Here is a 24959-nt window from a genome sequence, read left to right as displayed (position 1 = left end):
ATTCATAGCCCTATTGGACCGTCCAGCTCCAGCTCCAGCTCCAGCTCTGACCCGCCGGGCGCAGTGGAGTTCGGGGGAGCCAAGCGCCGTCCACGCTGACCGCTGTTTGCACCTGAGGCGCCGCAGGCTGAGAAAGACACCATGCGGCTGGCTGGATGACCAACGGCCGCCAACCCCACCTGAGCGGCGAGCGCCAGTGCCTAGGTTATCGCCGGAACGGCGCTCGCCGACCGCAGAAATGACGGAAATCGGATCAAACGGCGCAGCGGCCGAAGCCTGCCAGCAATAGACAACCCAAAAACTCGAACGGCCGAGCCGCAAAACCATTAAGTTTCGCAACCCGGCCGGAGTGACACAGCCGCGCTGGAGAACAAGGCTGAGATAAGAATATGCCACAGATCAGGTTCACCTGAAAGGGGAAACGCCCGTCTATCGGGGGTCGTCGACACAAGATCGTTAAATTGTGATCGACCACGTGGTGTCGACCACCGTCGCTCCCGCGTTGGTCACCACGTATCGGCCTTCGTAACGTCCCCTGGGCCAGCCCCCGGCCGGCGCCTTCTTGCCCGTGAACAGCACATACTGCGCCTTGGCGCTGGTCAATGGGACGACCTCATTGACGCTCACAACGCTGCCGTCCGGCCCCCTGAGGGTCAGGCGAGCCTGGTCGCCGACCTTCAGGCCGATGGATCGCACATAGGCCACCAGCGGCGTCGCTGCGCCGGGCGTTGGCAGGTTTCCGGCCTCGACCTCGGCCATGCCGGCGGGCCCCGCCGCGAAGCCCTTGTTGAGCACGGCTCGCGGCCTGTAAGCCAGCTTGCCGGCCGCCGCAGCCGTCCACAGCCCGCCGCCCGAGCTACAGGCCCCGGCGGCGCCCGGTGCGGGCGCGAAGGGGTCGACCACCTCATTGTTGCGTCGCACGGTAAAGTGCAGATGCGGATACTCGGTCTGTCCCGAAAGCCCGACCTGACCCAGGGGCTGGCCGCGCTTGACCGCCTGGCCGGCCTTCACCACCAGCGAACCCTGGCGCATGTGGCAGTACTGGGTGACCAGGCCGCCGCCATGGTCGATCACCAGACCATTGCCGCATTCCTGGCCTTTCACGGCCTCAAGGCCGGTTGTCTTCACCGAGATGTCGGCCACCCCGTCGCGCACCCTGGACACGGTCCCGTCGGCCGCCGCCAGGACTGCCACGCCGGCCTTCTGGGCCCGAAGGTCCGGCAAGCGGAAATCGACGCCGTTGTGGCCTTCATAGGTCAGGGAGCCGCACCGGAAGTCTCTGGCGCCGGGGCCTGGATCGCGGTCGACGAGGTTCTGAACCTCGCAGCTGACGCCGATCTCGCACTGGATGGGGAGAGACAGTCCCGCGCCCGGAGCGCCTCCGACATCGGGCGCCAAGGCCAGCAAGGGCAGGCATCCCAGGGTCGACAGGGCCAGACACGACATCGCCAGCAGGGGCCGCATGGATCTTCTCCGCCTCGTCGCCCGCACGCGTCGCGGGGCCGACAGGAATGATCGCATGTAAGGGCGGAAGTTTGTCGCGCCTTCGGAAGGAGGCAGACATGGAAACGGCCGCTCCCTTTAGGGAAGCGGCCGTTTTGGTGGAGCTTAGCGGAGTCGAACCGCTGACCTCTTGCATGCCATGCAAGCGCTCTACCAGCTGAGCTAAAGCCCCGAGGTCCTTGGTTTCCCAAGAGAACCCTGGTGTGTCTCGCTTGTTCCGATCTGGTCGGGTCCAGCGAGGCGCGGAACCTATGCCGGGAGGATTTTTGGATCAACCCTCCCGGCGAACTTTTTTCGAAGAATTTTTCGAACGTCGTTCGAGGTCTTAGCGATCGTCGTCGTCGGCGCCCGGAAGGCCTTCGATTTCGTTCTCGAGAGCGTCTTCGTCCTCGTCCTCGTCTTCGAGGAAGGGCACGTCGTCGGCTTCGTCTTCGGCGAGATCCTCGTCCTCGGCGAAGTCGACGCCCAGGTCGTCACCGCCCGCAGGGGTCGGCGTGCCCGGATCGGCGTCTTCGTCATCGGTCTCGATGACGTCGGGCTCGACCTTGTCGATTTCCGGGGTCTCATCGACCTCGTCCTCGAAGCCGTCCTCATCCTTCGGAGGCGGAGCGGGCTTCTCGTCCTCGGCGTCGTAGTCCGGCGTGACGGCGCGCGCACGGACGCGGCGCGATTTCAGCGCCTCTTCCGGGTCGAACGACTCGCCGCACTTGGGGCACAGCGCCGGGCGACGGCCCAGGTCATAGAATTTCGATTGGCAGTTGGGGCAAATTTGTTTTGCGCCCAATTCGGGATTGGCCAAGAGGCGAACCTTTGATCCAGATGGGAAAAGCGGCCGGTGACTTGCCATGGCCAAGGCCCGCTGTCAAAAGCAATCCCCTCGCGAACCCCACCATGATCAGGGAGCCGGTTACGGCATGACGGCGGCTGGACTGAAAAGCGGGCCGAGCGGAGCCCTTCGAGGGACCGTTCGCGCCCCGGGCGACAAGTCGATTTCGCACCGCTCGATGATCCTGGGCGCTCTGGCCAGTGGCACGACCACGGTCGAGGGCCTGCTCGAGGGCGACGACGTGCTCGCGACCGCCCGGGCCATGCGCGCCTTTGGCGCGCGGGTCGAGCAGGAAGGCGTCGGCCGCTGGCGCATCGAGGGCCAGGGCGGTTTCGCCGAGCCGACCGATGTCATCGACTGCGGCAATGCCGGCACCGGTGTCCGCCTGATCATGGGCGCGGCGGCGGGCTTTGCAATGTGTTCCACCTTCACCGGCGACGCATCCTTGCGCGGCCGGCCGATGGGCCGGGTTCTGGATCCCCTGGCCCGCATGGGCGCGACCTGGCTGGGGCGCGACAAGGGTCGCCTGCCCCTGACCCTGAAGGGCGGCAATCTGCGCGGCCTGGCCTATCGCCTGCCGATGGCCTCGGCCCAAGTGAAGTCGGCGGTCCTGCTGGCCGGCCTGCACGCCGAGGGTGGCGTCGAGGTCATCGAGCCCGAAGCCACCCGCGACCACACCGAGCGCATGTTGCGCGCCTTTGGGGCCGAGGTGATCGTCGAGGACCGTGACGGCGTTCGCCACATCCGCCTGCCCGAGGGCCAGAAGCTGACCGGGACGCATGTCTCGGTGCCGGGTGATCCGTCGTCTGCGGCTTTCCCGCTGGTCGCCGGCCTGATCGTTCCGGGTTCGGAGGTCACGGTCGAGGGCGTGATGCTCAACGCCCTGCGCACCGGCCTGTTCACGACGCTGCAGGAGATGGGCGCGGATCTGGTGATCTCGAACGTCCGGATGTCCAGCGGCGAGGAGGTCGGCGACATCACCGCCCGCTACTCGCAGCTCAAGGGCGTCGTTGTGCCGCCCGAGCGCGCCCCGGCGATGATCGACGAATATCCCATCCTGGCGGTCGCGGCCGCCTTCGCCGACGGTCCGACCGTCATGCGCGGCATCGGCGAGATGCGGGTCAAGGAAAGCGACCGCATCGCCCTGACGGCGGCGGGCCTCACGGCCTGCGGCGTCACGGTCGAGGAAGAGCCCGAAGGCATGACGGTCGTCGGCACGCGGGGCGGCAATCACCCCGTGCGCGGCGGCGGCCTGGTCCACACCCACGGCGATCACCGCATCGCCATGAGCCATCTGATCCTCGGCATGGCCGCCCAGCAGGGCGTGGCCGTTGACGAGCCGGGCATGATCGCCACCAGCTTCCCGGGCTTCGCCGACCTGATGCGCGGCCTCGGCGCGGATCTGGCGGAGGCCTGAGCATGGGGTTCGTGATCGCCGTCGACGGCCCCGCCGCCTCGGGCAAGGGCACGGTCGCCAGTCGGCTGGCGGCGCTCTATGGCTATGCGATGCTGGACACCGGCCTGCTCTATCGCGCTGTCGGCGTGCGACTGCTGGCGACCGGCGGCGATCTGGATGACGCCGCCGCTGCCGAGGCCGCAGCCAAGGGGCTGGACCTGGCCGAACTGGAGAGGGCCGAGGTTCGCACCCGCGCCGCCGGCGAGGCGGCCAGCCGGGTTGCCGTCCATACCGGTGTCCGCGCGGCCCTGTTTGATCTCCAGCGGCAGTTCACGACCCGCGAGCCCGGTTCGGTGATCGACGGGCGAGACATCGGCACGGTCATCGCCCCCGATGCGCCGGCCAAGCTTTACGTGACCGCGACACCGGAGATCCGGGCGGAACGCCGGTGGAAGCAGCTGTCCGGACAGGGCGAAGCTGTCGCCTACGCGGATGTGCTGGCCGACATCCACAGGCGCGACGCGCGGGACTCCGGCCGCGACAGCGCGCCCATGACCCAAGCCTCAGACGCAGTCTTGCTCGATACGTCGGAAATGACTATAGAGCAGGCCTTCGATGCGGCCCGCCGCATTGTCGAGACGGCGCGCGCCCGGTCGGGAAACCTCCCGGGCTAATCTAACGCCCGCCTCGCCGCCGCTTAGGAAGCCGCGGTCCGCATGAAAATCCTTATCACCCGGAATCCCCAGAACCGTCATTCGGCGGCTTCATTGTGGGGCGTCCCTCAACACGAGACTAAACATCAGCATGGCTGACGATATGAGCTTCAACCCGACGCGCGACGATTTCGAAGCGCTGCTTAACGATTCCATGGGCGGCCGCGACTTCGCGGAAGGCACCGTCGTCAAGGGTATCGTTGTCGGTATCGAGAAGGACTTCGCGATCATCGACGTCGGTCTGAAGACCGAAGGTCGCGTTCCGCAAAAGGAATTCGGCGTTGATGACGCCGGCAAGCCCACCATCAAGGTTGGCGACCACGTCGAAGTCTTCCTGGAGCGCCTCGAAAACGCCCTCGGCGAAGCGGTCATCAGCCGCGAAAAGGCCAAGCGCGAAGAAGCCTGGACCCGTCTGGAAGGCGTCTACGCCCAGAACGTGCCCGTCATGGGCGCCATCGTCGGCCGCGTCAAAGGCGGCTTCACCGTCGACCTGGGCGGCGCCTCGGCGTTCCTGCCTGGTTCGCAAGTCGACATCCGCCCGGTGCGCGACGTCGGCCCGCTCATGGGCAAGGAACAGCCCTTCGCCATCCTCAAGATGGACCGTCCGCGCGGCAACATCGTCGTCTCGCGTCGCGCCATCCTGGAAGAAGCCCGCGCCGAGCAGCGCACCGAACTGGTGTCGCAGCTGCAAGAGGGTGAAATCCGCGAAGGCGTCGTCAAGAACATCACCGACTACGGTGCGTTCGTTGACCTCGGCGGCATCGACGGCCTGCTGCACGTCACCGACATGAGCTGGAAGCGCGTCAACCACCCGAGCCAAGTGCTCGCCGTGGGCGACACCGTGAAGGTCCAGATCGTCAAGATCAACCCGGACACCCAGCGCATCAGCCTCGGCATGAAGCAGCTGCAGTCCGATCCGTGGGACGGCGTGGAAGCGAAATACCCGGTCGGCGCCAAGTTCACGGGCCGCATCACCAACATCACCGACTACGGCGCGTTTGTTGAGCTGGAAGCCGGCGTTGAAGGCCTGGTCCACGTTTCGGAAATGTCCTGGACCAAGAAGAACGTCCACCCCGGCAAGATCGTCTCGACCTCGCAAGAAGTCGACGTGGTCGTGCTGGACGTCGATCCGTCCAAGCGCCGCGTTTCGCTGGGCCTCAAGCAGGCTCTGGCCAACCCGTGGGATTCGTTCCTCGAAACCCACCCGGTCGGCTCGACCGTCGAAGGCGAAGTCAAGAACGCGACCGAGTTTGGTCTGTTCATCGGCCTCGACAACGACATCGACGGCATGGTGCACCTGTCGGACATCGACTGGAGCGCCTCGGGCGAAGAAGCCATGGCCCGCTACAAGAAGGGCGACATGGTCAAGGCGAAGGTTCTCGACGTCGACGTCGAGAAGGAACGCATCTCGCTGGGCATCAAGCAGCTGGGTGGCGACCCGATGTCGGGCGACACCTATCGCAAGAGCCAGACCGTCACTGTGACCGTGACCGAAGTGACCACCGGCGGCATCGAAGTTCGCTTCGGCGAAGACGACGCCCTGATGACCGCGTTCATCCGCAAGTCGGACCTGTCGCGCGACCGTCAGGAACAGCGCCCCGAGCGCTTCGCTGTGGGTGACCGCATCGACGCTCAGATCACCAACATCGACAAGGCGGCTCGCCGCGTTTCGATGTCGATCAAGTCGCTGGAAATGGCCGAAGAGAAGGAAGCCATCGAGCAGTTCGGCTCGTCGGACTCCGGCGCTTCGCTGGGCGACATCCTGGGCGCGGCTCTGCGCGAGCGGGCCACCCCCAAGGAATAGTCTTCCGCCCCTTCACCGGGACTGAAGTCAGCGGCGGCCGGAGCGATCCGGCCGCCGTTTTTCTTGGCGCCCACCCTGCGTCTTGTTCGGCTAAGTCCTTGGACGGCGACGCCTTTGGTGAAGACAGCGCTCACCACGATGATCCCGATCGAGCGTCTAAACTGCGCGTTTCCCCGGTCCGGACGTCACGAGATGCGTTTCAACCGAAATCCCAGGCAATTTGCGAGAAGCTTGCGTGCTTTCGCCGGGGCCCGGCATGCGAACCCAGATTGAGGAGAAAATCCGGGATATCCTGTCTGTGTCGCTTCGAATGGGCGCCCAGGTCGGGCGGGAGAATCTCAACCTGCCTCTTGAAGACTCAACCACCCTTGGGCAAAGGTCCGCACGCGCCAGTTCCTCCCTCCGGCGCCGGGGATATCGATGATCAAGTCTGAACTCATCGCCAGGCTCGCGAATGAAAATCCGCACCTGACGCAGAAAGACGTCGAGCGCGTTGTCAGCGTCATTCTGGAGCGCATGATTGGCGCTCTGGAAGGTGGCGGTCGCGTCGAACTTCGGGGCTTCGGCGCTCTGTCGGTGCGCTCGCGCCCGGCGCGCTCCGGCCGCAATCCGCGCACGGGCGAAACCGTCGATGTGCGCGCCAAGCATGTGCCGTTCTTCAAAAGCGGCAAGGAACTGCGGGCCCGGCTCAACGCCGACGAGTAGTCAGGCGGACCGCCTGGCCCGGCCTTGACCGGACCGACCGAACGCCGCCAGTTTCGCCCCTTCAACAAGGCTAATCGGCGAGACCGGGTCATGAGCGTCATCAAGGAATTTCGCGAGTTCATCTCGCGCGGCAATGTCATTGATCTGGCCGTGGGCGTGATCATCGGCGCGGCCTTCAACGGCATCGTCAAGAGCCTGGTCGACCAGGTGATCATGCCGCCGATCGGTCTGCTGACCGGCGGTCTGGACTTCTCCAAGCTGGAATGGGTGCTCAAGCCCGAAAACGCGGCCACCGAGGCCGTGGAGAAGGTCGCCGTTCAGTACGGGGCCTTCATCAACACCCTGATCCAGTTCCTGATCGTGGCGGCCGTGGTCTTCCTGCTGGTCAAGGTCGTCAACGGCATCCGCCGCGCCGACGCCGCCGAGCCCGCGCCGGAAGCGCCCGCCGCCCCAACGGCCCAGGAGGCCCTGTTGACGGAGATCCGGGATCTGTTGGCCAAGGGCGGGGCGCCCAAGGCGCCTGTCGCCAAGAAGGCTCCGGCGTCTAAAGCACCATAATCTTGTCATCCCGGCCGCACCCCGGCGAAAGACGGGGGGAGGGCCGGGACCCAGGGCCGACCGCAGTGCGCCGGCCCCTGGGTCCCGGACAGCCTCTGCGAGGCTACCGGGATGACAAAGGTGAGAGTTATTTCCCGTTGGTCAGCGTCGGACTGTCGAGGTCCAGTTTGGCGGCCGGGATCACCGTGGCGTTCGGCACAGCGGCGGGCAGGGTGTCACCCATCGCTTTCAGGTCGCCGGCCACGATGATGCTGGTCTGGGCGGGGTCCATCATCGACTTGGCGAAGGCCTGAACGTCGCTGGCGCTGACGGCCTCGACCTTGCTCGCATAGCTCTGGATCTCGTTCAGCGGCACGCCATAGACGGCCAGGTTGCCCAGGATGTCAGCCAGGCCTTCCGAGGTGCCGAGGTCACGGCCAAAGCCGCCGACCAGAACCGACTTGCGCGCCGTCAGTTCGCTGGCCGAGGCCGGCTCGGCCGCCAGACGGGTCAGTTCGGCCTGGACCAGGCTGACCACCTGACCGGCGGACTCGTTCTTGGTCTGCACCCGGGCCGAGAAGCCGCCGAACTGGCCCTGCGGGGTCAGGCTGGAACCCGCGCCATAGGACAGGCCGCGCTTGATGCGGATTTCCTGGTTCAGGCGCGAGGAATAGCCCACGCCCAGCACCGCATTGGTCACCAGACCTGAATAGTAGTTGGGGTCGGCGCGGGTGATGGCCGGCTTGGCCAGGGTCACGGCCGCCTGACCGGTGCCGGGCAGGTCTATGACCACATTGCGCGGCTTATAGCCGGTCGGGGCGGCCGGCGCGGCCGGGGCGGGGGTCGCAGGCTTCTTCCAGCCGCCGAACGCCGTCTCGGCGAGTGCGAAGCCGGCTTCCGGCGACAGGTTGCCGGTCAGGACCAGGACGGCATTGTCCGGACGCCAGGCGGCCGAGTGCAGCTTGACCAGGTCCTCGCGCTTGACCTTCGGCAGCGAGCCGGGCGTGCCGCCGGCCACGTGGCCATAGGCCGAGCCGGCATAGAGCACCGGGGCTGTAGCATAGGCCGCCAGGCTGCCGGGGCGCTGATAGGCCACTGACAGGCCATCCAGGGTCTCGGCGCGAACGCGGTCCAGCTCCTCGGCCTTGAAGACCGGGTTCTGGGCCACGTCGGCCATGATCGCCATGGCCGGGGCAGCCTTGTCGGCGATGACACTGAGGGTCAGGGACGAGGCTTCCCAGCCCGAGCCGGCCGCCAGATTGGCGCCCAGGGCTTCGGTCTGGCGGGCGATATCGACCGCGCCGCGGGTCTTGGTGCCCTCGGTCAGAAGGTCAGCGGTCAGGCTGGACGCGCCGGCCAGGCCGGCCGGATCAGAGCTGGCGCCGCCGCGCACGGTCAGGTCGGCGGTGATCAGCGGCAGGTCGCTGGACTTGGCCACGATCACCCGCAGACCGTTGGCCAGGGTCTTCTCGACCGGCGAGGGCAGGACGGCGGCGATCGGGGCGGCGACGGCAGGGATCTTCTGGCGCTCGCCCTCGGGGGCCAGGGTGAAGACCGTGCCGTTGAACTTCACCGAGGCGACCTTGGGCGGGGCCGGGGTGTTGTCCTTCTCGCCGGCCGGGCGGGCCGATTCCGGCAGGTAGCGGATCGACGTACGGCGATCATCGGCCAGCCACTTCTTGGCGACCCGCTGGACGTCGGCGGCGGTCACCGCCTGCAGCTCGGCCAGATTGGTGTTGGCGCGGGCGGCGTCACCGTCGGTCAGCAGGGCGTAGCCGATGGCGAAGGCGCGGCCGTCGATCTCTTCACGGCGGCGCACGGCGTCCGCCAGCAGGCCGGTCTTGGCCTCGGCCAGTTCAGCGGCGGTCGGCGGAGCGTCGCGCAGGCGGGCGACCTGGCCCAGCAGGGCGGCCTCGCCCTGATCCACCGTCTTGCCGCCGCCCATGATGGCGCCGACATAGAACAGGCCCGGCTGAGCGTTGGTCGGGCCCGAGGAGAACACCGACTGGGCGATCTGCTGCTCATAGACCAGGGTGTCGTAGAGCCGCGAGGACTTGCCGGCTGACAGGATGGCGTCCAGCACGGCCAGGGCCGGGGCGTCCTGGTCGGCCGAGGCCGGAGCCAGCCAGGTGATTGCCACCGCCGGCAGCGGCACATTGGGGCCATAGGTGTTGACGGTTTTCGGGCCGGTGCGCGGCGGCTCGACCACCGTGACTCTGGGCAGCGGCGTGGCCGGAGCCTTCAGCGGCGCGAAATACTTGTCGGTCAGGGCGGTCAGCTGGGAGTCGTCGAAATTGCCGGCCACGATCAGGGCGGCGTTGTCGGGGCGATAATAGGTGGCGTGGAAGGCGCGCACGTCGTCGACGGTGGCTGCGTCCAGCTCCTCGATCGAGCCGATGCCCGGGCGCTTGTAGGGGTGAGTGGTGAACGACTGCTGCGGCACATAGAGGGCGAACAGACGGCCATAGGGATCGGCCAGAACGCGCTGGCGCAGTTCTTCCTTCACCACATCGCGTTCGGAGGCGAAGCCCGCCTCGTCGATCACCAGGGTGCTCATGCGGTCGGCCTCGGCCCACAGCAGGCGCTCCAGATGATTGGCCGGCACCACCTCGTAGTAGTTGGTGAAGTCGTCATAGGTGGAGGCGTTGTTGAAGCCGCCGACATCCTCGGTCAGCCGGTCCATGGTCTCGTTGGGCATGTTGCGCGTGGCCTTGAACATGATGTGTTCAAAGAGGTGCGCGAAGCCCGAACGGCCTTCGGGGTCGTCCTTCGAGCCGACGCCGTACCAGACCTGCACCGTCACGTTCGGTGTGGTCGTATCGCGCGCCGTGAACACCTTCAGGCCATTGGCCAGCACGCGCTCCTGGTAGACGATCGGCGGTACGCTGATCGACGGCGCGCCCATCTTGTCTTGGGGCGCCGCGAAGGCCATAGGCGACAGGGCGGTGGTCGAAAGAGCCAGCGCCACGAGGGCGGCCTTGGCGACGGGACGGATCATTCGGGGTGAGCTCCAGCAAACGCGGTTGCGCCGACCCTATCATCGCCCCGCCGGGGCGAAAGCTTACCGTCTTGTCATGAAGCGATTGTCGGAGGCTCCAGGATGAACCGGGCTTGTTGAGCGGGCGAGGGGACCATGCAGGCGTCCTTCTTCCCCATCAGCCGATAGCGGTTGGCGGCCAGCCAGTCATAGGCGGCGTCGGCCGGCCGCCTGGGCAGGCGATCGACAAAGGCCAGCCAGCGCCACGGCGCTTTGAGCCGGCGCAGCACGGCGCCGATGGCGGCGGTCTTTTCCAGGGCTCGGCCATGGTCGATGAACAGGAAGCTGGCGGGAGTGTCCGGGTCGATCCCGTGGGTGATGGCCAGCTGGCGGCCATAGGGCGACTGGATTGGCGTGAAGCGGATGACGCCCTCGCGATCCAGCCTCAGCACCAGTGCGACCGATCCCGAGCAGAGGTTGCACACGCCGTCGAACAGCCACAGGCCGTCAGGCAGGTCCTGCGAGGCCGGGCTCACTCGGCCTCCTGGCATTCCCGGCGCAAGGCCCTCAGGGCGTCGGGGACGTCGCGGCGCATCAGGCCGCTGAGCATGGGCGCCGGCAGGGCGAAGGGCGCCGCCGCCCACATCTCGTAGGTCACGCGGGTGGCGGTCCCGGACTTGATCGGCTCCAGCGTCCAGGACCCCTCGCACGCGCGGATGTCGCCGCCGATGCAGGTGAAGCGGATGCTGCGCTCTGGGTCCAGGTCGACGCGCGAGGTCGAGCGCAGGGTCGGCAGGAAGAAGCCCCACTTGACCAGATGCTCGCGCCGTTCCGAGCGGCCGTCCACTGCGCGCGACAGCACCCGGCAGCGCTTGACCCCCGGGGTCATGCGGGCCGCACGATCGCAGTCGAGGATCGTGCGCCAGACCACGGCCACGGGGGCGGGAATATCGATGGCCGCCCTCACCATGCCGCCGCGTCCCCTGGCGTCGGCATGGGCCTCGATGGGGATCTCGCCCGCCCGCAGGCGGTCCGTCCAGGCGCCGTCGGCCAGAGCCGGGCTGGCCAGAAACATCAGGGCAAGGGAAAGTCGCCGGCTCATCATCCTGACGCTAACGCGCCGATGGCCTCGCCGTCACGCGCCGGCGCGATTTTTCACCAGATCATCGACGACCGACGGATCGGCCAGGGTCGAGGTGTCACCCAGGCTGGTGAGGTCGTTCTCGGCGATCTTGCGCAGAATGCGGCGCATGATCTTGCCCGACCGGGTCTTGGGAAGCCCTGGGGCCCACTGGATGACGTCCGGCGCAGCGAACGGGCCGATCTCGTGGCGGACCCACAGCACCAGCGCCTTGCGCAGATCATCGGTCGGGGTGACGTCTGCGTTCAGGGTCACATAGGCATAGACGCCCTGACCTTTGATGTCGTGCGGGCACCCGACCACGGCGGCCTCGGCGACGGTCTCGTGGGCGACGAGCGCGCTCTCGATCTCGGCTGTGCCCAGGCGGTGGCCCGAGACATTGATCACGTCATCGACCCGGCCGGTGATCCAGTAATAGCCGTCGGCGTCGCGGCGGCAGCCGTCGCCGGTGAAGTACTTGCCGGGATAGGTGCTGAAATAGGTCTCGAAGAACCGGCCGTGGTCGCCATAGACCGTGCGCATCATGCCCGGCCAGCTGTCGGTGATCACCAGGTTGCCTTCGGTCGCGCCGTCCAGAACCGCGCCTTCAGCGTCGACCAGCTGCGGCTTGACGCCGGGCAGGGGCCTGGAGGCCGAGCCGGGCTTCAGGGCCGTCGCGCCGGGCAGTGGCGTGATCAGCATGCCGCCGGTCTCGGTCTGCCACCAGGTGTCGACGATCGGCAGTTTCGCCTTGCCGACCACGCGGTGGTACCAGAGCCAGACCTCCGGATTGATCGGCTCGCCGACACTGCCCAGCAGGCGCAGCGACGAAAGATCGTTCTTGGTGACGTGCTCGTCGCCCTCGCGCATCAGGGCGCGCAGGGCGGTGGGGGCGGTATAGAAGATCTCGACCTTGTGCTTGTCGATCACCTCCCAGAACCGGCTGGGGGTGGGATAGTTGGGCACGCCCTCGAAGATCAGACTGGTCCCGCCATTGGCCAGCGGGCCGTAGACCACATAGCTGTGGCCGGTCACCCAGCCGACGTCGGCGGTGCACCAGAAGACTTCGCCCGGTTTGTAGTCAAACACCGCCCAGAAGGTCCACGACGCCCAGGCCAGATAGCCGCCGGTGGTGTGCAGCACGCCCTTGGGCTTTCCGGTCGAGCCGGACGTGTAGAGGATGAACAGCGGATCCTCGGCGTTCATCGGCTCGGGCGCGCACTCGGCCGAGACCGCCTCGCGCACGTCCTGCCAGACGATGTCGCGGTTCTTGACCAGCGGCACGTCGGCGCCGGTCCAGCGGACCATCAGCACCTTGCCGACCCACGGGCAGCTCTTCAGCGCCTCGTCGATATTGGCCTTCAGCGGCACGCGCTTGCCGCCGCGCTTGCCCTCGTCGGCGGTGATCACGAAGTGCGAGGCGCAGTCCTGGATGCGGCCGGCGATGCTGTCAGGCGAAAAGCCGCCGAACACCACCGAATGCACGGCGCCGATGCGGGCGCAGGCCAGCATGGCCACGGCCGCGATCGGGATCATCGGCAGATAGATCGTCACCCGGTCGCCCTTCTGGACCCCCTGCACCTTGAGGACGTTGGCCATGCGGCAAACCTCCTCATGCAGCTGGCCATAGGTCAGGGTGTCGGAGGTTCCCGGCTCGTCGCCTTCGAAGATCAGGGCGACCTCGTCCTTCTTGTGCGGCAGGTGGCGGTCGATGCAGTTGGCGCTGACGTTCAGCACCCCGTCGGCGTACCAGCGGATGCGGAAGTCGTCCTTGTTGAACGACACGTCCTTGATCTGGGTGGGCGCCTTGATCCAGTCCAGTCGCTCGGCGATGTCGCGCCAATAGCCTTCCGGATCGGCCTCGACGCGGGCGAGGGCGGCTTCATAGGCGGCGGCGTCGATATGCGCCTGCTGCGCCAGGGCCTCTGGAACCGGGAAAACCTGTCCGTCGCTCACGCCATCTACTCCCTTGGTCTTGTTGGGCGGGAGTTATGCGCGGCCCGTCCCGGGGCGCAAGAATACCTTTGCGGTTTCTTGCACGATTGGGCCGCGCTATGCCGAAGGCCTGTTCATTGCGGAGGTTCTCATGCTGCTCGCCCTGTCGACCTGGTCCGAGATCGAGACCTTCCTGAAGACGTCGAAAACCGTGGTCGTGCCGATCGGCTCCAACGAGCAGCACGGCCCCACGGGCCTTCTGGGCACCGACTGGCTTTGCCCGGAGATCATCTCGCACGAGGCCCAGAAGCAGTCCGACACCGTGCTTGTGGCCCCGACCTTCAATATCGGCATGGCCCAGCATCACCTGGCGTTTCCGGGCACCATCTTCCTGCGCCCCTCGACCTTCATCGCCGCGATCGGCGACTGGGTGCGGTCGCTGGGCGCGCACGGCTTTGAGCGGATCTATTTCCTCAACGGCCACGGCGGCAATGTCGCCTCGATCGAGGCGGCGTTCTCCGAGATCTATGCCGACTACAGCTTCCGCGGCGCGCGGGCGCCGTTCGCCCTGAAGCTGAAGAACTGGTGGGACCTGGCCGGCGTCAACGCCCTGGCCAACCGGCAATTCCCGGTGGGTCATGGCAGCCATGCGACGCCGTCCGAGATCGCGGTGACCCAGTGGGCCTATCCGGAAACTATCAAGACCACGGCCTATGAGCCCAAGATCGCGCCCACCGGCCCGATCCGCGAGGCCCTGGACTTCCGCGCCCGCTATCCCGACGGCCGCATGGGCTCGGACCCGGCCCTGGCCACGCCGGAAAAGGGCGGCGAACTGGTGGCGATGGCGGCCAAGTCTCTGATCGAGGATCTGGCGGCCTTTTCGGCGGAGAAGGCTCCAGCCTAAAAGCACACAAGTCTTGTTTGCCTTGAACGAGGTTTAAGCCGCCCGCCGCTGGGCGACCCGGCCATCGGCGATCCGCAATTCACCCATGCGCTCGGCCAGACGTGTGGCTTCCTGAGCCAGAGCGTGGCTGGCGGCGGTGGTCTCCTCGACCATGGCCGCGTTCTGCTGGGTGACCTGATCCATCTGGTTCATGGTCGTATTGACCTCGGCCAGGCCGCGGGCCTGTTCCTGGGCAGAGGCCGCCATGGCGCCGACCAGGGCGTCGATCTGGTCGACCTCGTCGGCAATGGCGCGCAGGGCCTCGCCCGCCTTGCCGACATATTCGACCCCCTGGCCGACCTCGGCCGCACTGGTGGCGATCAGGGTCTTGATCTGCTTGGCGGCGTCGGCCGAGCGCTGGGCCAGGGCCCGGACTTCCTGGGCGACGACGGCGAAGCCGCGACCGGCCTCGCCGGCCCGGGCGGCCTCGACCCCGGCGTTCAGGGCCAGAAGATTGGTCTGGAAGGCGATCTCGTCGATCACACCGATGATCTGGCCGATCTGGCTGGAAGACTTTTCAATCGCGCCCATGGCGCCGACCGCCTGGTCCACGACGGCGCCGCTGTTGCCGGCGGCAGTGCGGGCCGCTTCGACAACCTTGCGGACGCGATTGGCCCCTTCGGCGGTCTGGCGCACCGTGCTGGTGATTTCGTCAAGGGCGGCGGCGGCCTCCTCGAGGCTGGCGGCTTGATGCTCGGTGCGGCGCGACAGGTCGTCAGCGGCCTCGGTGATCTCGGCGGCGCCGCCATGGATCAGTGAAACGCCTTCCAGCGAAGCGGCGATCACGCCCGACAACTTGTCGACAGCAGCGTTGTAGTCGATGCGCAGGCGCTCATAGCCTTCGGGGAATTGCTGATCGATGCGGTGCGACAGGTCGCCGTTCGACAGGTGGCGCAGGGCATCGCCCAGGTTGCCGACCACGGCGTTCTGGGCCGCATCTTCAGAGGCGCGGCGAGTCTCGGCGGCGCGGCGTTCGGCTTCCAAGGCCTCGCGGACATCGGTGGCTTTGAGCTCCTTCTGACACGCCTCGACGGCGTCGCGGAAGGCGTGGACGGCGGAGGCCATCTCGCCGATCTCGTCCTTGCGCCCCAGCTTGGGCAGGGCGGCCGAGAAGTCGCCGACCGCCAGTCGCCGCAGGCAGCGGGTGATCTCGGACAGAGGCGCGATAAGGACCCTTTGGGCGGCCAGGATCAGGCCCACGGCCAGGGCGGCGGCGGACAGCAGCAGGGCCCCCATCACGATCTGGCCCAAGACGCCCAGGCTTCGGGCCGCTTCGGCATCGCGGGTGGCGGCCGCCTCAATCTTCCCGGAGGCCTGCTCCATCTTGTCTTCGAGGATCGCGAACTGGTTGTTGAAGTCCGGCAGCAGGCTGCGGGCGGCGGCTGGATCGGTATCGGCTACGGCGATCAGGCCCGAGGCGGCGGCGATATAGGCGCCCAGTGGGGGCTCGACGTCCTTCAGGGCGGCCTCGATCGCCGGATCATGCGCAAGCTGTTCTGCGGCCTTGATATCCTCTTCGAAGGCCGCGACGTGCTCGGCGAGGTCGGCGCGAACGGCCTTGATGTCGAACCCCAGGGCTGGGTCGCTGGACATGATGGCCCCGCCGACATCGCCGCGCAGGGCGTCGTGCATCATGTCGGCGTGCATGTGCAGGCGCAGGATGCGAGACGACGTCGAGGCGCGTTCGAGGGCCTTGTCGAGGCTGAACGCCACCCAAAGTCCGGTGCCCGCTGTCGCCGCGCAGAGGAGGGCCGCGCCGCCGCACGCCCCGATGATCTTCTGGCCCAGTGACGCCATGTGACCGTCTCTCCCGTCAGAAATCGCTTCCGCAGGGGCAGATCATGGCGACGACATGTCTAACGGGTCTTAACTCTACCGTGGCGGCGCGGCGACAAAACGTCGCGCGGTCAGGTAGTATGCACCTCGCCCGCCTGGATCCGCACCGGCCAAGGCGTCAGGGTCTGGCCCGGGCAGGGACCGGCCAGGCAGACGCCGTCCTCGATGCGGAACAGGGCCGCGTGGCCGCCGCACAGGATCAGGTCGTTGTCGCGGGTCAGATATCGCCCGGCGAAGCCCGCCATGGGCCAGCCGGCATGCGGGCAGCTGTCGACATAGCCGAACACGGCCTCGCCCTGTCGCACCACGAAGCCTGCGAACAGGGCCTCGTCCTGGCGGAAGCGAAACCCCTTGGCGCCGGGCGAGGGGATCTCGTCCAGCGCGCAGAGCACCGTCCCGGGAGCCGGGCGGGCAGGATTGTCGGGGTCGGATCGCACGAGCGGACGCTAGAGCTCGCCGATCGCCAGGCGCCAGGGGCGGACCTCGACGCTCTCGAACACGCCGGCGGCGGTAAAGGGGTCGTTGTCAGCCTGGGCCTGGGCGGCGGCCAGGTCGTCGGCCTCGACGATCAGCAGGGAGCCGATCGGATTGCCGTCCTCGCCCAGCAGGGCGCCGGCCAGCTTCAGCCCGGTCGAGGCTTTCAGATAGTCGAGATGGACGGGGCGGGTGGCCAGACGCGTCTCGAGCGCGCCGGGCTTGTCCTTGCAGGTGATGGCGAAGAGGGGCATCGGGCGCTCCTTATATGTAGCGGCGTTCAAGCTTCGGATTTCAGCGGGCGCGACAGCAACCCCGCGATGGCGGCGTCGACCTGCGCCTCGCCCGCCAGGATGGCGGCGACGGCCTGGCAGATCGGCATCTCGACCCCCAGGCGCGCAGCAAGGTCGCGGACGGCCGGGGCCGAGGCGACGCCCTCCGCCACCGACAGCTTGCCGGCCAGGGCCTCGGCCAGGGTCATGCCGCCACCCAGGGCCAGGCCGACGCTCATGTTGCGCGATTGTGGGCTGGAGCAGGTCAGGACCAGGTCGCCCAGGCCGCACAGGCCGGCCACGGTCTCGGCCTTGGCCCCCAGGGCCATGGCCAGGCGGGTTAGTTCGGCGAAGCCCCGGGTGATCAGGGCGGCGTGGGCGCTGCGGCCCAGGCCCTTGCCCTCGACGATGCCGCAGGCGATGGCCAGCACGTTCTTGACCGCCCCGCCGGCCTCGGCCCCGATCATGTCGGCGGCGATATAGGGGCGGAATGTGGGGGTGGCGATGGCCTCGGCGATGGCGCGGCCCAGCGCCTCGTCCTCGCAGGCCAGGGTGACGGCGGTCGGCAGGTTGCGGGCCACCTCGCCGGCGAAGCTGGGGCCCGACAGCACGGCCAGAGGCGCGCCGGGCAGGGCCTCGGCGGCGACCTCGGTCATCAGTTTCAGCGTACCCTGCTCGACGCCCTTGGCGCACAGCACCACCGGCACGCCCGAGCGCAGGTGCGGGGCCAGGGCCTTGAGCGCCGAGCGCAGGTGCTGGGCCGGGGCCACGGCCAGGATCAGGTCGCACGACGCCAGGCCGGCCATGTCGGAAACGGCTGCGATCTCGGGCTCCAGCACGACGCCGGGCAGGAATAGTGTGTTCTCGCGTTTGGCGGCGATGCTCTCGACCACCTCTGTCTCGCGGGCCTGCAGGGTGACCCGCAGACCAGCCCGGGCGCAGACCTGGGCCAGGGCCGTGCCCCAGGCTCCGGCGCCGATGACGCCCGCGTGCTGAAAGGTCGTCATGCCTTGGCTCCCTTGCGACCGAAACTGTTGCTCGGATTGGATAACGCCGCCGCCTCGTCCAGCGGCCAACGCGGCCGGGCGACGGCGTCGAGATCGTCTGAAATCCCCAAAGCCAGCCGCTCTGCGCCGGCCAGGGCGATCATCGCGGCGTTGTCGGTGCAATAGACCAGCGGCGGGGCGTCGAACGAATAGCCGTTGTCGTCGCAGTTCCTGCGGAGCGCCGCCTTGACCGCGCCATTGGCCGCGACGCCGCCGGCCACCACGAAGCGCAGCGGTTGATCGGGGTGGCTCGCTTTGTAGAGCTTCATCGCCCGGTCGGTGCGTTCCGACAGCTGGCGGGCGATGGCGGCCTGCACGGCGGCGGCCAGATCGGCGCGCGATTGCTCGCCCGTGATTTTTTCGGCCTGCCGCGCCGCAGCGGTCTTCAGGCCCGAGAACGAGAAGTCGCAATCCTTGCGGCCCAACAGGGCGCGCGGCAGCTCGAACTTGGAGCCGTCGCCGGTGGCGGCGAGCTTTTCCAGCGCCGGCCCGCCCGGATAGGGCAGGCCCAGGGACTTGGCGATCTTGTCGAAAGCCTCGCCGGCCGCATCATCGATGGTGGTGCCCAGGCGGGTGCAGGCCCCGACCCCGGCCACTTCCAGCAACTGGCAGTGGCCGCCGGAAACCAGCAGCAGCAGGAAGGGATAGGGAATGTCGGCCCCCAGCCGGGCCGAAACCGCATGGCCTTCCAGATGATTGACCGCCACCAGGGGAATGTTGCGGGCCAGGGCCACGGCCTTGCCGAACGCCAGCCCGACCATCACCCCGCCCACCAGGCCTGGGCCGGCCGTGGCGGCGACGCCGTCGATCTGGTCGAAGCCGATGCCCGCCGCGCGCATGGCCTCGGCGGCGATGGCGTCGATGGCCTCGACATGGGCGCGGGCGGCGATTTCCGGCACCACCCCGCCGAACGGGGCGTGTTGCTCGAACTGGGTGCCGATGATCGAGGACAGCACCGTGACCATTCCGTCACCCTCACGGCGCACGACCGAGGCCGCAGTCTCGTCACAGCTGGTCTCCAGGCCAAGGATGGTCAGGCCGAGGGTCGTGGAATTTGGCATTCGGTTGCGGGGTTCCCGCCGCTCCTGTAGCAGCGATGGCTTCAATCTTGTCTCCGCAGGTAACGTTCAGACCGTGTCCCGGCAACCTCCCATCCGTATTGGCGCCCGTGGCTCCAAGCTGTCCCTGGCTCAGTCCGGTCTCATGCAGGCGCGGATCGCCGCTGCGCTCGGCGGATCGCCCGGCGAGGAAGAGGCCTATGCGCCCCTGATCCCGATCGTCACCACCGGCGACCGCATCCAGGATCGCCGCCTGATGGAGATCGGCGGCAAGGGCCTGTTCACCAAGGAAATCGAGGAAGCCCTGCTGGACGGCCGCATCGACTGCGCCATCCACTCGCTGAAGGACATGCCGGCCGAACTGCCGCCGGGCCTGATCCTGGCCGCCACGCCCGAGCGCGAGGATCCCCGCGACGCCTTTATCAGCAATATCTGCGATCGTCTGGAAGACCTGCCCCACGGCGCGCGCCTGGGCACGGCGTCCTTGCGTCGTCAGGCTCAGGCCCTGCATGTGCGCCCGGACCTTGAGATCGTCATGCTGCGCGGCAATGTCGACACCCGCCTGGCCAAGCTGGAACGCGGCGAGGCCGACGCCATCCTGCTGGCGCAGTCGGGCCTGAACCGTCTTGGCCTGGGTCACCTGCCGAAGAGCTGGCTCGACCCGATCGCCTGTCCGCCGGCGCCGGGCCAGGGCGCCCTGGTCATCGAGACGCGCCTTGAAGATGTGAACGCCGGCTGGCTCGACGCCGTCCGCTGCCGTCCCACCACGATCTGCGTCGCCGCCGAGCGCGGCGCGCTCTACGCGCTGGAAGGTTCGTGCCGCACCGCCATCGGCGCCTACGCCATCCTCGACGGCCAGCGCTTGTCGATGATCGTCGAGGCCCTGACCCCCGACGGCGTGCAGCGGTTCAGGCGCGAGGGCGAGGTCACGCTTGATGGGTCCGACGATATCGCGGCCGCTCGGCAGCTGGGCCTGTCTCTGGGCGCGGCCGTGCGGGCCGAGGGCGGCGACGCCCTGATCCTGCCGGACTAGCCGATGCGCAAGGGCGGCACGGTCTGGATTACCCGCGCCCGCCCCGGCGCCGAGGCGACCGCCCGCCGCGTTGAGGCCCTGGGCTTTAAGGCGCTCGTCGATCCCCTGCTGGAGATCCGGTTTCTCGCGCCGGTGGTCGACCTGGCCGGGATAGGGGCGCTCGCCTTCACCAGCGCCAACGGCGTCGAGGCTTTCGCGCGCCTGACAACCGCGCGCGACCTTCAGGTGTTCGCCGTGGGCGATGCGACGGCCCGCGCGGCCCGGGCGGCGGGATTTTCCGAGTCTTTCAGCGCCGACGGCGATGTCGAGGCGCTGGCCGCGCTGATCGCACGAACCTGCCCAGGGACTGTTCTGGCGGTCGGCGCCCGCGAGCCCGCCGCCGACCTGCCGTCGATGTTGGCCCGTGCGGGGGTCGCGGCGCGGACCCTGGCTGTCTATGCCGCGATCGACCGCCCGCCTGGGCCGGGGACCCTGGGGCAATTGGCCGGGCTCGAGGCCGTGCTGCTGCAGTCTCCCCGCGCCGCGCGAGGGCTGGCCGCTCTTCTCGACCAAGCGCCGGCGCCGGCGCTTGCGGCCCTGTGTCTGTCGCCGGCCGTGGCGGAACCGCTCCTGGCGGCGCACCGCCTGGGCCGCATCGGCTCTGTGGCCTTTGCGCCTCGACCCCATGAATCTGACCTGCTCGATCTGCTTGGGCGATAGCTGCACATTGCGCGGCGGTGCGGCGTGGGGCACGAATGGGATATGAACGCCGCTCCAGATCCCGCTGAAATCGTCACGCCCAGCGATCCCGCGCTGTACGCCCGCCGCCGCCCGCTGCTGGGCGCAGGCTTCTGGGCGATGATCGCCCTATGCGTGTCCTGCGTGATCCTGGGCGCCTTGGTCACCCGCTACGGGCCGACCTGGTTTCCCGTGAAGGGTTCCAGCGACAGCCAGATCCAGGCCACGCCCAGCGCGACGCCGCCGTCCGCGCGCTTGCCGGTCGGCTCGCCGCTTCCGGTCGAGGCCGCCGCGCCGACCCTGGCCGGCTCCGTCGTAGAGATCGAGCGCCTCGAGGCCCGCCTTGCCGCCCTGGAGGCCGGCCAGAAGGGCGTCCTGGACGCCGCCGCGGCTTCGCTGGCCGCCGCCTCCCTGGCGGACGCGGCCCAGACCTCGGGCCCGTTCGACCAGGAACTGGCCAGTCTTGGACGAGTGTTGCCGATGTCGCCCGACCTGCGGGCCCTGTCGCGCCTGGCCCAGACGGGCGCCCCGACCCGGGCCGGTCTCGCCGCCGAATTCGAAACCCTGGCCGGCCGCGCCGCGACCGCCGCCCGTGATCCGGGCCAGGACGCCGGCCTGCTGGCGCGAATCCGCTACGCCCTGGCCGGCATCGTCTCGATCCGTCAGGTCAGTTCGACGGGCGGAACGACGCCCGACGCCAAGCTGGCGCGCGCCCAGCGGCTGCTGAATGAGGGTGATGTCGAGAGCGCGATCCGGACGCTGGACGCGCTTCCCGATCCGGCGCTCCTGGTCCTGGCCCCCTGGCTGGCTTCGGCCGAGCGCCGCGTCGAGGTCGATCGCCACGTGGCGGTAATCCGCGCCGACGCCCTGGCCGCCCTGGCCCAGGTTTCGCGGGCCGCGCCATGATCCGCGCGTCCTTCATCCTGTTCCTGGTGGCGGCGGTCGCCGTCGCGAGTCTGGCCCTGATGGGTGAACCCGGCCGCGCCCATCTCGACTGGATGGGCTGGCGGGTCGAGATGACCGCCGCCGCCGCCGCGCTCCTCACCCTGTTTTCCGCGCTGCTGGCCACCATTCTGTGGCGCGGCCTGATCTGGGTGGTCGAGGCCCCGCGTCGCGCGTCGCGCGCCCGCGCCGAAAGCAAGCGTCAGCAGGGCGTCGAGGCCCTGTCGCGCGGCTTCCTCGCCGTGGCCGCAGGCGACGGCTCCGAGGCCCGGAGGCTGGCGCAGAAGGCGGCGGACCTCGCCGAGGACACGCCCGCCCTGGTTCGCGTACTGGCCGCCCAGGCGGCCGAGGCCGCCGGTGACCACGTGGCCGCCAAGGCCGCCTATAACGCCATGCTGGGCTTTCCGGAGATGCGGCTGGCCGGCCTGCGCGGCCTGATGCAGACCGCCCTGGCCGAGGGCGACAGGCTGACCGCCGTGCGCCACGCTGAAACCGCTTTCGGCCTGGCCCGCACCGCGCGCTGGGCCTGGCGGGCTCTGCTGGAATCCCGGCTCGAGGCGGGCGACTGGGCGTCGGCGCTCGATCTGGCCCAGGCCGCCCTGGACCGCAAGATCGTGCCGCCCGTTGTCGCCGAGCGCGCGCGCGCCGCCCTTCTGGCCGCCTCGGCCGCCAGCCTCGAAGGCTCTGACGATCCGCGCAAGCGGAGCCAGGCGCTCGATTTCGCGCTCCAGGCCGTCAAGCTCAAGCCTGACTTCGCACCCGGCGCAGTGATGGCGGCACGCCTTCTGACCGCCGATGGCAAGGTCGCCAAGGCCGGGCAACTGATCGAAACGGCCTGGAAGAGCGCGCCGCATCCCGCCCTTTGGCTCGCCTATCGCGACCTGAAGACCAGCGAGACGCCCAAGGTCCGGGCCGGGCGTCTGGCCGCTCTTGCTGCGACGAAGCCCGAAGCCCGTGAGAGCCGCATCCTGCGGGTCGAGAGCGGCCTGGTGGGCGGCGATCCCATCGCCGCTCGCGCCGCAGCCCGTCTGCTCGATGACGAAGCCCCGACGGCGCGCTTCGCCGGCCTGATGGCCCGCGTCGCCTTCGCCAATGGTGAGGCCGACGAGGCGCGGGCCTGGATTGCCCGGGGGCGCGCTGCGCCGCAGGAGCCGGACTGGTCCGATCTCGACCCTGAAGGTCGCGCCTTCGCCTATGGCCGTGAGGACTGGGCCCGTCTGGCCGTCAGCTTCGCCGAGACGGGCGAGTTGATCCATCCGCGCCACGAACGCCGTGAACGGACCATGAGCGACCTGCCCGAACTGCCTTCGGCCTATGTGGAATCGACGCCTTTTGTCCGCGCGGCCGAGGTCGGTGGTCCTCTGATGCCGATCCCGGACGATCCCGGCGTCTTCGACGTCACGCCGCTTTCCGAGCCTTCCGGCGAGGGTCCGGCGCCGCGTCGCAACACAGTCTCACGTAGACGCTTGGCAAGCGGCCCGCGCGCCGCTAAATAGGCGCCTCCTCGCGCCGGGGCCTTGTCTCCAACGCGCTGTGGGCCGCTTTAGCTCAGCTGGTAGAGCACATCATTCGTAATGATGGGGTCAGGTGTTCGAGTCACCTAAGCGGCACCACCTCCCATGTTGGGAGGCATCACAGGCCAGGCCTGCTCTCGAAATCTTTTTCCAAAATCTTTCTCGTTGCGAATCAAACGATTAGCCATGCGAGAGAACGTCCGTCTCTAAATTTATGTGGAGAAGCTTGTAAAGAGATGTGAAGACATCTATATATCCGGTGTCGATAAGATGCAGAGCGGATATGACGATCAAGCCTCTAGCCGAGAAAGTCTCGAAGCATACTCTGACCTTGCCTGATGGCGTCTATAGCGCCCTGACGGCGTCCGCCGAGCGGCTGGGATTGGAGCCGAACGAGCTGATCCAGGAGCTGATCGTCGAGCGGGTCATCAAGGATGGGACGCTGGACGAAGCGACGACGCAGCAGATCAAAGCGTACAAGTGGCTGGTGGCGGCTTCGGTGGAGCGGGCCAAGGCGCTCTGTCGAGCGGGCAAGTTCAGCCCGGCCCTGACGGCCGACGTCTTCGAAGCCTCTGCGGCTGACCCGGAATGGGCGGCGCAGTATCGCCTCTACGTCCAGGACGACATCTTTAAGAACGGCAACCCTCGCAAAGGGCCCATCAACCGTGAAATCGGCTATCGGATTCGGGCAGCCATCGGTGCCGAGGTCGAGAAGGACGCCAAGGGGGCCACGGCCCTGAAGAAGGTCACTGGCCTCGTCATCCAGTCGTACACTCCGTTCACGTCGTTCGACCCGTCCGCGATCTAGCCGCCCACAAGGCCCTGTTTCTCGATATGGCGTCGATCGGAAAGTCGCACCTTGAACAACAGTCGACGGCGCACGGCTGTGGGTCGAAACCAAGAGGCCTCGCCGGGTCATTTTTCGCTCACGCATTCAGTCGCGAAATATTTCTGGGCGGTCTGCCCTCATACGGCGGCTTCATATTCGAAAAATTATAGAGCAGAAGCAGTAAGTTATCAGACCTGTTGGCTAAGCTAGATGCTGGACATTAGGTCGAGACATCTGGGCTGAAGAAAACTTCTGATCGTGGACTTGCGATACGAATGGAGTCGCCAAAGATAAGCTTCTCAAGAGCGAGGAGCCGAGTATGGCATTTGACGAACGATCAACTGACAGGATCAACCACTTCATGGGCGGGATTCTAGATCCTAATCTCGCCGCCATAACCCCTGACGTTCTTGATCTGGCGTTCGGGATGCTTAAACGTGATGGAACGCTCACTGAGGTCATCGATCACGGCCCCTGTCACCGAACGTTTTTGACCACGTTGGGCGGCGTCGAATGCGTGCAGCGGTTCGACATCGATCATCGGGGGGCTCGATCCGAGACCACGATCATCGGCAGCGACCTCGAACAGCTCGCCCATTACGACGACCTAACGGGCGCTTTCGACACCCTGCTGAGCCGGTCCCAATGGGCGAAAAGAGGCCAGACATGGTGCGGGCGGGGTGTTCTGGTGGAGATGCAAGGAGATTGTTCGGTCGAGAATCCCCTGAAGCTGAAGATCACCTATGGCTCAAGCTTAGGATCGCTCGAAAAGCACTGAC

The 24959-nt window shown here is 67.7% G+C and carries 23 protein-coding genes and 2 tRNA genes; 13 read left to right on the top strand and 12 right to left on the bottom strand.

Annotation, left to right across the window (positions count from 1 at the left end; translation table 11 throughout):
* Window positions 1–456: 456 nt before the first annotated feature.
* The 3 genes from ACW17Z_RS10330 to ACW17Z_RS10320 all read right to left on the bottom strand — a co-directional run bounded on the left by ACW17Z_RS10330 (window position 457) and on the right by ACW17Z_RS10320 (window position 2302).
* Window positions 457–1464, bottom strand: a complete 1008-nt coding sequence (locus ACW17Z_RS10330; protein ID WP_492055934.1) for a M23 family metallopeptidase — start codon at window positions 1462–1464, stop codon at window positions 457–459.
* Between the two features lie 135 nt (window positions 1465–1599).
* A tRNA-Ala gene (locus tag ACW17Z_RS10325) sits at window positions 1600–1675 on the bottom strand.
* A 153-nt stretch (window positions 1676–1828) separates the two neighbouring features.
* A complete protein-coding gene (locus ACW17Z_RS10320) occupies window positions 1829–2302 on the bottom strand; it encodes a TIGR02300 family protein (RefSeq protein ID WP_305312595.1) in 474 nt (157 codons plus the stop codon).
* Between the two features lie 115 nt (window positions 2303–2417).
* On the opposite strand from ACW17Z_RS10320, the gene aroA reads away from it, so the two are divergent.
* The 5 genes from aroA (at window position 2418) to mscL (ending at window position 7505) form a co-directional block, all read left to right on the top strand.
* On the top strand, window positions 2418–3746 hold the full coding sequence (gene aroA / locus ACW17Z_RS10315) for a 3-phosphoshikimate 1-carboxyvinyltransferase (protein WP_305312596.1): 1329 nt from the start codon (window positions 2418–2420) through the stop codon (window positions 3744–3746).
* Between the two features lie 2 nt (window positions 3747–3748).
* A complete protein-coding gene (gene cmk / locus ACW17Z_RS10310; RefSeq protein WP_492055933.1) occupies window positions 3749–4399 on the top strand; it encodes a (d)CMP kinase in 651 nt (216 codons plus the stop codon).
* A 130-nt stretch (window positions 4400–4529) separates the two neighbouring features.
* Entirely contained in the window at window positions 4530–6242 is a 1713-nt protein-coding gene (gene rpsA, locus ACW17Z_RS10305; protein WP_419319481.1) for a 30S ribosomal protein S1, read from the top strand.
* 420 nt (window positions 6243–6662) lie between these two features.
* On the top strand, window positions 6663–6947 hold the full coding sequence (locus tag ACW17Z_RS10300) for an integration host factor subunit beta (protein ID WP_419253242.1): 285 nt from the start codon (window positions 6663–6665) through the stop codon (window positions 6945–6947).
* 90 nt (window positions 6948–7037) lie between these two features.
* Window positions 7038–7505, top strand: a complete 468-nt coding sequence (gene mscL / locus ACW17Z_RS10295; protein ID WP_492055932.1) for a large-conductance mechanosensitive channel protein MscL — start codon at window positions 7038–7040, stop codon at window positions 7503–7505.
* 127 nt (window positions 7506–7632) lie between these two features.
* On the opposite strand, the gene ACW17Z_RS10290 is transcribed toward mscL, so the two are convergent.
* The 4 genes from ACW17Z_RS10290 to acs form a co-directional block, all read right to left on the bottom strand.
* Window positions 7633–10482 (bottom strand): M16 family metallopeptidase, encoded by a 2850-nt coding sequence (locus ACW17Z_RS10290; RefSeq protein WP_492055931.1) that lies wholly within the window; start codon window positions 10480–10482, stop codon window positions 7633–7635.
* A 74-nt stretch (window positions 10483–10556) separates the two neighbouring features.
* The gene (locus tag ACW17Z_RS10285) at window positions 10557–10997 is read right to left on the bottom strand and encodes a thiol-disulfide oxidoreductase DCC family protein (RefSeq protein ID WP_492055930.1); all 441 of its coding nucleotides are present in this window, start codon (window positions 10995–10997) and stop codon (window positions 10557–10559) included.
* A complete protein-coding gene (locus ACW17Z_RS10280) occupies window positions 10994–11563 on the bottom strand; it encodes an SRPBCC family protein (RefSeq protein ID WP_419319488.1) in 570 nt (189 codons plus the stop codon). The genes ACW17Z_RS10285 and ACW17Z_RS10280 overlap by 4 nt, the downstream gene beginning before the upstream one ends.
* Before the next feature lie 33 nt (window positions 11564–11596).
* Complete coding sequence (gene acs / locus ACW17Z_RS10275) at window positions 11597–13537, bottom strand: acetate--CoA ligase (protein WP_492055929.1); 1941 nt, start codon at window positions 13535–13537, stop codon at window positions 11597–11599.
* A gap of 130 nt (window positions 13538–13667) precedes the next feature.
* Here acs and ACW17Z_RS10270 point away from each other — a divergent pair, with 130 nt between their 5' ends.
* Window positions 13668–14420, top strand: coding sequence for a creatininase family protein (locus ACW17Z_RS10270; protein WP_492055928.1), 753 nt, complete (start codon window positions 13668–13670; stop codon window positions 14418–14420).
* Between the two features lie 33 nt (window positions 14421–14453).
* Here the strand turns inward: ACW17Z_RS10270 and ACW17Z_RS10265 are convergent, their stop codons facing one another.
* The 5 genes from ACW17Z_RS10265 to tsaD form a co-directional block, all read right to left on the bottom strand.
* A complete protein-coding gene (locus tag ACW17Z_RS10265) occupies window positions 14454–16256 on the bottom strand; it encodes a methyl-accepting chemotaxis protein (protein ID WP_492055927.1) in 1803 nt (600 codons plus the stop codon).
* 110 nt (window positions 16257–16366) lie between these two features.
* The gene (locus ACW17Z_RS10260) at window positions 16367–16732 is read right to left on the bottom strand and encodes a Rieske (2Fe-2S) protein (RefSeq protein ID WP_492055926.1); all 366 of its coding nucleotides are present in this window, start codon (window positions 16730–16732) and stop codon (window positions 16367–16369) included.
* Between the two features lie 9 nt (window positions 16733–16741).
* The gene (locus ACW17Z_RS10255) at window positions 16742–17023 is read right to left on the bottom strand and encodes a YciI family protein (protein ID WP_492055925.1); all 282 of its coding nucleotides are present in this window, start codon (window positions 17021–17023) and stop codon (window positions 16742–16744) included.
* 26 nt (window positions 17024–17049) lie between these two features.
* Window positions 17050–18048 carry an NAD(P)H-dependent glycerol-3-phosphate dehydrogenase gene (locus ACW17Z_RS10250; RefSeq protein WP_492055924.1) on the bottom strand — a complete coding sequence of 333 codons (999 nt, stop codon included), beginning with the start codon at window positions 18046–18048 and terminating at the stop codon, window positions 17050–17052.
* Window positions 18045–19148: a tRNA (adenosine(37)-N6)-threonylcarbamoyltransferase complex transferase subunit TsaD gene (tsaD, locus tag ACW17Z_RS10245; RefSeq protein WP_492055923.1), complete on the bottom strand. Its 1104-nt coding sequence runs from the start codon at window positions 19146–19148 to the stop codon at window positions 18045–18047. The genes ACW17Z_RS10250 and tsaD overlap by 4 nt, the downstream gene beginning before the upstream one ends.
* Window positions 19149–19221: 73 nt before the next feature.
* Between tsaD and hemC the strand changes: the two genes are divergently transcribed.
* The 7 genes from hemC to ACW17Z_RS10210 all read left to right on the top strand — a co-directional run bounded on the left by hemC (window position 19222) and on the right by ACW17Z_RS10210 (window position 24958).
* On the top strand, window positions 19222–20178 hold the full coding sequence (gene hemC, locus ACW17Z_RS10240; protein WP_492055922.1) for a hydroxymethylbilane synthase: 957 nt from the start codon (window positions 19222–19224) through the stop codon (window positions 20176–20178).
* Window positions 20179–20181: 3 nt separating this feature from the next.
* On the top strand, window positions 20182–20877 hold the full coding sequence (locus ACW17Z_RS10235) for a uroporphyrinogen-III synthase (RefSeq protein WP_492055921.1): 696 nt from the start codon (window positions 20182–20184) through the stop codon (window positions 20875–20877).
* A 42-nt stretch (window positions 20878–20919) separates the two neighbouring features.
* Window positions 20920–21801 carry a COG4223 family protein gene (locus ACW17Z_RS10230; RefSeq protein ID WP_492055920.1) on the top strand — a complete coding sequence of 294 codons (882 nt, stop codon included), beginning with the start codon at window positions 20920–20922 and terminating at the stop codon, window positions 21799–21801.
* Window positions 21798–23333 (top strand): heme biosynthesis protein HemY, encoded by a 1536-nt coding sequence (locus tag ACW17Z_RS10225; RefSeq protein ID WP_492055919.1) that lies wholly within the window; start codon window positions 21798–21800, stop codon window positions 23331–23333. Before ACW17Z_RS10230 ends, ACW17Z_RS10225 begins: the two co-directional genes overlap by 4 nt.
* A gap of 41 nt (window positions 23334–23374) precedes the next feature.
* Window positions 23375–23450 (top strand) — tRNA-Thr (locus ACW17Z_RS10220).
* Between the two features lie 184 nt (window positions 23451–23634).
* Window positions 23635–24159 (top strand): hypothetical protein, encoded by a 525-nt coding sequence (locus tag ACW17Z_RS10215; RefSeq protein ID WP_492055918.1) that lies wholly within the window; start codon window positions 23635–23637, stop codon window positions 24157–24159.
* 340 nt (window positions 24160–24499) lie between these two features.
* The gene (locus tag ACW17Z_RS10210) at window positions 24500–24958 is read left to right on the top strand and encodes a hypothetical protein (RefSeq protein ID WP_492055917.1); all 459 of its coding nucleotides are present in this window, start codon (window positions 24500–24502) and stop codon (window positions 24956–24958) included.
* Window position 24959: the final 1 nt, after the last annotated feature.

Source organism: Caulobacter sp. GSs2, assembly GCF_058680895.1.
This window is presented reverse-complemented; position numbering and strand designations above follow the sequence as displayed.

What these genes read in the sequence shown, in the direction of transcription:
- ACW17Z_RS10330 (WP_492055934.1), bottom strand. Translation starts at nt 1,464, where the DNA reads ATGCGGCCCCTGCTGGCGATGTCGTGTCTGGCCCTGTCGACCCTGGGA.
- aroA (WP_305312596.1), top strand. Translation starts at nt 2,418, where the DNA reads ATGACGGCGGCTGGACTGAAAAGCGGGCCGAGCGGAGCCCTTCGAGGG.
- cmk (WP_492055933.1), top strand. Translation starts at nt 3,749, where the DNA reads ATGGGGTTCGTGATCGCCGTCGACGGCCCCGCCGCCTCGGGCAAGGGC.
- rpsA (WP_419319481.1), top strand. Translation starts at nt 4,530, where the DNA reads ATGGCTGACGATATGAGCTTCAACCCGACGCGCGACGATTTCGAAGCG.
- ACW17Z_RS10300 (WP_419253242.1), top strand. Translation starts at nt 6,663, where the DNA reads ATGATCAAGTCTGAACTCATCGCCAGGCTCGCGAATGAAAATCCGCAC.
- mscL (WP_492055932.1), top strand. Translation starts at nt 7,038, where the DNA reads ATGAGCGTCATCAAGGAATTTCGCGAGTTCATCTCGCGCGGCAATGTC.
- ACW17Z_RS10290 (WP_492055931.1), bottom strand. Translation starts at nt 10,482, where the DNA reads ATGATCCGTCCCGTCGCCAAGGCCGCCCTCGTGGCGCTGGCTCTTTCG.
- ACW17Z_RS10280 (WP_419319488.1), bottom strand. Translation starts at nt 11,563, where the DNA reads ATGAGCCGGCGACTTTCCCTTGCCCTGATGTTTCTGGCCAGCCCGGCT.
- ACW17Z_RS10270 (WP_492055928.1), top strand. Translation starts at nt 13,668, where the DNA reads ATGCTGCTCGCCCTGTCGACCTGGTCCGAGATCGAGACCTTCCTGAAG.
- ACW17Z_RS10265 (WP_492055927.1), bottom strand. Translation starts at nt 16,256, where the DNA reads ATGGCGTCACTGGGCCAGAAGATCATCGGGGCGTGCGGCGGCGCGGCC.
- ACW17Z_RS10255 (WP_492055925.1), bottom strand. Translation starts at nt 17,023, where the DNA reads ATGCCCCTCTTCGCCATCACCTGCAAGGACAAGCCCGGCGCGCTCGAG.
- ACW17Z_RS10250 (WP_492055924.1), bottom strand. Translation starts at nt 18,048, where the DNA reads ATGACGACCTTTCAGCACGCGGGCGTCATCGGCGCCGGAGCCTGGGGC.
- tsaD (WP_492055923.1), bottom strand. Translation starts at nt 19,148, where the DNA reads ATGCCAAATTCCACGACCCTCGGCCTGACCATCCTTGGCCTGGAGACC.
- ACW17Z_RS10235 (WP_492055921.1), top strand. Translation starts at nt 20,182, where the DNA reads ATGCGCAAGGGCGGCACGGTCTGGATTACCCGCGCCCGCCCCGGCGCC.
- ACW17Z_RS10230 (WP_492055920.1), top strand. Translation starts at nt 20,920, where the DNA reads ATGAACGCCGCTCCAGATCCCGCTGAAATCGTCACGCCCAGCGATCCC.
- ACW17Z_RS10225 (WP_492055919.1), top strand. Translation starts at nt 21,798, where the DNA reads ATGATCCGCGCGTCCTTCATCCTGTTCCTGGTGGCGGCGGTCGCCGTC.
- ACW17Z_RS10215 (WP_492055918.1), top strand. Translation starts at nt 23,635, where the DNA reads ATGACGATCAAGCCTCTAGCCGAGAAAGTCTCGAAGCATACTCTGACC.
- ACW17Z_RS10210 (WP_492055917.1), top strand. Translation starts at nt 24,500, where the DNA reads ATGGCATTTGACGAACGATCAACTGACAGGATCAACCACTTCATGGGC.